This is a genomic window from Duganella callida (genome assembly GCF_004614165.1).
Taxonomy (GTDB): domain Bacteria; phylum Pseudomonadota; class Gammaproteobacteria; order Burkholderiales; family Burkholderiaceae_D; genus Rugamonas; species Rugamonas callida.
In genome coordinates, this window is the sequence record NZ_SPVG01000162.1 from 1 (window position 1) to 4458 (window position 4458).

Annotated in this window: 3 protein-coding genes; all 3 read left to right on the forward strand. The window is 70.2% G+C overall.

The window, feature by feature from the left end:
- Positions 1-93 precede the first annotated feature (93 nt).
- On the forward strand, positions 94-1281 hold the full coding sequence (locus E4L98_RS15830; protein WP_135202518.1) for a glycosyltransferase family 4 protein: 1188 nt from the start codon (positions 94-96) through the stop codon (positions 1279-1281).
- Positions 1282-1355: 74 nt separating this feature from the next.
- Positions 1356-3413: a hypothetical protein gene (locus tag E4L98_RS15835; protein WP_135202519.1), complete on the forward strand. Its 2058-nt coding sequence runs from the start codon at positions 1356-1358 to the stop codon at positions 3411-3413.
- On the forward strand, positions 3413-4372 hold the full coding sequence (locus E4L98_RS15840) for a glycosyltransferase family 2 protein (protein ID WP_135202520.1): 960 nt from the start codon (positions 3413-3415) through the stop codon (positions 4370-4372). Before E4L98_RS15835 ends, E4L98_RS15840 begins: the two co-directional genes overlap by 1 nt.
- The last annotated feature ends 86 nt before the right edge of the window (positions 4373-4458 follow it).

Here is a 4458-nt window from a genome sequence, read left to right on the forward strand (position 1 = left end):
GGACGGCCATGCCTGACAGCGACGCGGCGGCGGCCGGACCGAACCACGCAGCAGCGGCCGCGGCGCCGGTCACCCCGGCCGAGGGTCAGGTCCATGCAAGCTAACGCCCGCCCGCAGCTGCTGTACGACCTGTCGGAGCTGGTGCGCCGCGACGCCCGCTCCGGCATCCAGCGCGTCACGCGCGGCGTGCTGCAAGCCTTGCTGGCCACGCCGCCGGACGGCTGGCAAGTGCGGCCGGTCTACGACGCCGGCGGCTTCTACGCCTATGCCGAGACCGAGGCGGACGGCCGCCACATCGCAGCCGCGCCGGGCCAGGAGCAACCGCTGCAGGTGCGCCCGGGCGACGTGCTGCTCGGCGTCGACCTGGCGCTGGAGTCGGTGCCGCACCGCCGCGACCTGCTGGCCAGCCTGCAGCGGCACGGCGTGCGCCTGTACTTCATGGTCTACGATCTGCTGCCGGTGCGCCATCCCGAATGGTTCGTCGACGGCGTGGCCGGCGCCTATGCGCAATGGCTCGACAGCGTCACCGCGCTGGCCGATGGCCTGATCTGCAACGCCCGCGCCACCGCCGACGACCTGCTGGACTGGCTGGACGCGCATCCGCCGCGGCGCGCACTGCCACTGCAAATCGGCTGTGCCGGGCTGGGCGCGGACCTGGCCAGCGCCCAGCCCGGCGACGCCGCCGAGCTCGCCGATGCCGCGCTGCCGCCGCAACTGGCACAACGCCCGACGCTGCTGATGGTCGGCACGCTGGAGCCGCGCAAGATGCAGGGCCAGGCGCTCGATGCGCTGGAGATGCTTTGGGCCCAGGGGGTCGATCTGAATCTGGTCATTGTCGGCAAGCCGGGCTGGCAGGTGGATGCTCTGGCCGCACGCCTGCGCGCCCACCCGGAGCATGACGGGCGCCTGCACTGGCTCGAGCGCGCCAGCGATGCCCAGCTGCTGGCGCTGTACCACGGCAGCAGCGCGCTGCTGGCCGCGTCGCAGGGCGAAGGTTACGGCTTGCCGTTGATCGAGGCGGCCCAGCATGGGCTGCCGGTGATCGCGCGCGACCTGGCGGTGTTCCGCGAGGTGGGCGGCGCGCACGCCTGGTATTTTCACGCCGACGACGGCGCCCAACTGGCCGCGGCGCTGCAGGACTGGCTGGCGCTGCACGTTGCCGGCGCGGCGCCGGCCTCGCACGGCATGCCGCGCCTGGACTGGGCCGCCAGCGCCGGCCAGCTGCTCGATTGCGTGCTGGGCGGGCGCTGGTATCGTCGCGCGCCGATCACCCTGCCGTGAGGCGCCGGCGGTAAAATTGTTGATTTCGTAAGAGTCCAGTATACTGCCGGCTTGTCTTCTTTTTTAGGGCTCTTATGCTGCCACGCCCCGCCGCCTCCGGCACCGTGATCCAACGCTGGCTGCCGCTGCTGCTGTGCGTGAATCTGCTGCTGCTGGCGTTCTACCTCGCCATCGATTACCAGCTGGTCTACCACTCGGACGCCGCGGTCAAGAACCTGCTGGCGCAGGAAATCGTCGAGACCGGCCAATACTTCCCGCGCGACTGGAATTACGTCAACAGCGACCTGTGGGTGCTGACCACCCACACCTTCATCGTGCCGCTGCTGCCGTTCATGGCCAACGGCTACAAGGCGGCGCTGATTTCCGATCTGGTCACCGCCGCCCTGATCCTGCACGGCAGCTGGCTGGTGACCGGCCTGCTGGAACAGAGCCGGCTGGCGCGCCTGCTCGGCATGGCGGCGCTGAGCGCCGGCATGTCGCTGATCATGGCCGAACACGTGTACGGCCAGGCCGCCTACGGCACCATCTACTACGTGGCCTGCTACCTGCTGTACGCGTACTGGCGCCTGAGCCAGGCCGGCGGCGCGCGCGCGCGCCTGCTGTGGGGCGGGGCCACCGTGGCGCTGGCCATCCTGGCGTTCTGGGCTAATCCGCAGCGCGCGCTGCTGTCCTACGGCCTGCCGCTGCTGGCCGCCGCCGCCGCCCAGCAGGGCCTGGAGTGGCGGGCCGCGCATGGCGCACGGCGCCGCGTGCGCTGGCACCAGGCCGGCGCCAGCGCCGCGCTGCTGCTGGGCATGGCCGCCGGCATCCTCGCCAACAAGCTGACCCTGCAGCACGTGATGGTCAGCGCCGGCCTGACCATGCTGGCGTGGCGCGATTTCGACGGCATGCTGCACAACCTGGCCGGCGTCGCGCATGGCGTGCTGGCACTGCTGGACGGCCTGCCGCGTCTCGATGGCCAGGTGGCCTCGCTGGCCGGCGCCTACGCCGCCGCGCGCCTGCTGGGCGGCGTGGTGCTGCTGGCCGTGCTGCCGTGGACCCTGCTCAAGGCGCTGGAGCCGCGCCGCGGCCCGCGCCAGCTGGTGGTGCTGTTCACCGCGGTGTCGCTGGGCGCCAACCTGTTCGTCGTGCTGACCACCTCGCTGGCCGACATGGCGGCGCCGGAAGCCTCGGTGCGCTATCTGGTGCCGTCGCTGCTGCTGATGGTGCCGGTGATGACCGGCGTGCTGGTCGACCGCCGCGTGCTGGCGCCGTTGCCGCGCGCCGCCGGCCTCGCGGCGCTGGCGTTGCTGGCCACCAGCGCCCCCACCTCTTACCTGTACCCCTACAATGAAGCCATGCAGCTGCCGATGCGGCGCCTCAGCGTGCAGACGCCGGACCAGGACGTGGTCAATTTCCTGCGCGATCAGGGCCTGCGATACGGCTACGCCACCTTCTGGAACGCCAACAAGCTGACAGTGCTGAGCGCCGGCGCCGTCAAGGTGCGGCCGGTGACGGTGGAAGGCGGCATTCCGCTGCCGATGCGCAAGCTGTCGTCCAACCGCTGGTACCGGCCGGAGGCCTGGCAAGGCGAAACCTTTGTCATGCTGCTGGATGAGGAACTGAAGGCGCTGGATCAGCCGCGCATGGCGGCGCTGGCCGGCGCGCCGCGCGTGCTGCGCTTCCGCAACCTGACCGTGCTGGTGTATCCGGCCAACATCGCCAGCGTGCTGCCGAAATGGGATCTGCGCCTGCGCAAGCCGGAACACTATCCGGTGTACGCCGGCACGCCGCACATGGCCGGCCACTTCGAGCCGGCGCTGGCGGGCATGGTGGCGGCGCCCGGCGAAGCCGGTCCGCTGATGTTCGGACCGGCGCGCACGCTGCCGCCCGGCAGTTACGACATCGGCTTCGATGTGGAAACGACCGGCGCGGAGGGCAGCGAGTTCGGCTTCGTCGATGCCGTCACCGGCGGCGCCACGGTCACCCACGCGCGCCAGACCATCACCCAGGCCGGCCGCCAGCACGTGGTGCTGCGGCTGGACACCGCCACCCAGCTGGAGCAGCTGGAATTGCGCGCGTTCAGCAGCGGCCAGGGCCAATTCATCGTGCGCGGCGCCGACATCGCCCCGCATTCGCAGGAGAAACACTGATGCAAGCAGCAACATCCCCTTTGATCTCGGTCGTGATCCCGGTCTACAAGGCCGAGAAGATGCTCGACGAGTTGTACACGCGCCTGCGCGACGCCATCCAGACCGTCACGCCGGCGTTTGAAATCGTGCTGGTGGAAGACTGCGGCGGCGACCGCTCGTGGGACGTGATCGAACGCCTGGCGCAGGCCGACCCGCGCGTGGTCGGCCTGCAGTTCTCGCGCAACTTCGGCCAGCACTACGGCATCACCGCCGGCCTGGACCTGTGCCGCGGCGACTGGGTGGTGGTGATGGACTGCGACCTGCAGGACGCGCCGGAGGAAATCCCGCGCCTGTACGCCAAGGCGCAGGAAGGCTACGACGTGGTGCTGGCGCTGCGCGGCAAGCGCCAGGATCCGCTGCTCAAGCGCGCCACCTCGTGGCTGTACTACCGCCTGTTCAGCTACCTGGCCGACATCGACATCGACGGCGACAGCGGCAATTTCCGCATCATGTCGCGCCAGGTGGTGAAGAACTTCAACCGCATGCGCGAGCAGCTGCGCTTCTTCGGCGGCCACGTGCAGTGGATGGGCTTTCCCACCACCGGCATCCAGGTGCAGCACGCCCAGCGCGCCGAGGGCAAGTCGACCTACACCTTCGCCAAGCTGTGGCGGCTGGCCTCGGAAACCATCATCGCCTATTCGGACAAGCCGCTGCGCATGGCGGCGCGGCTGGGCCTGACCATGGCGGCGGTGGCCACCGCGTTCGGCCTGTATCTGCTGGTGGCGTCCATCATCCACCGTTCGCCGATCGCCGGCTGGTCCAGCCTGATCGTGTCGCTGTACTTCATCGGCGGCCTGATCATCGGCATCCTCGGCATCATGGGGGTCTACCTGGGCAAGGCCTTCGATGAAACCAAGAAGCGCCCGCTGTACATCGTGCGGCGCCTGACGCCCAACGCGCGCGAGCTGCCCGATGACTGACGCCACGCCCCTGCTGCGGCGCGCGCCGTGGGATGCCGCGGCGCTCGGCCATCCCGCCTGGGAACTGCGCGACGCCAGCGCCTGTC

What these genes read in the sequence shown, in the direction of transcription:
- E4L98_RS15840 (WP_135202520.1), top strand. Translation starts at nt 3,413, where the DNA reads ATGCAAGCAGCAACATCCCCTTTGATCTCGGTCGTGATCCCGGTCTAC.
- E4L98_RS15835 (WP_135202519.1), top strand. Translation starts at nt 1,356, where the DNA reads ATGCTGCCACGCCCCGCCGCCTCCGGCACCGTGATCCAACGCTGGCTG.
- E4L98_RS15830 (WP_135202518.1), top strand. Translation starts at nt 94, where the DNA reads ATGCAAGCTAACGCCCGCCCGCAGCTGCTGTACGACCTGTCGGAGCTG.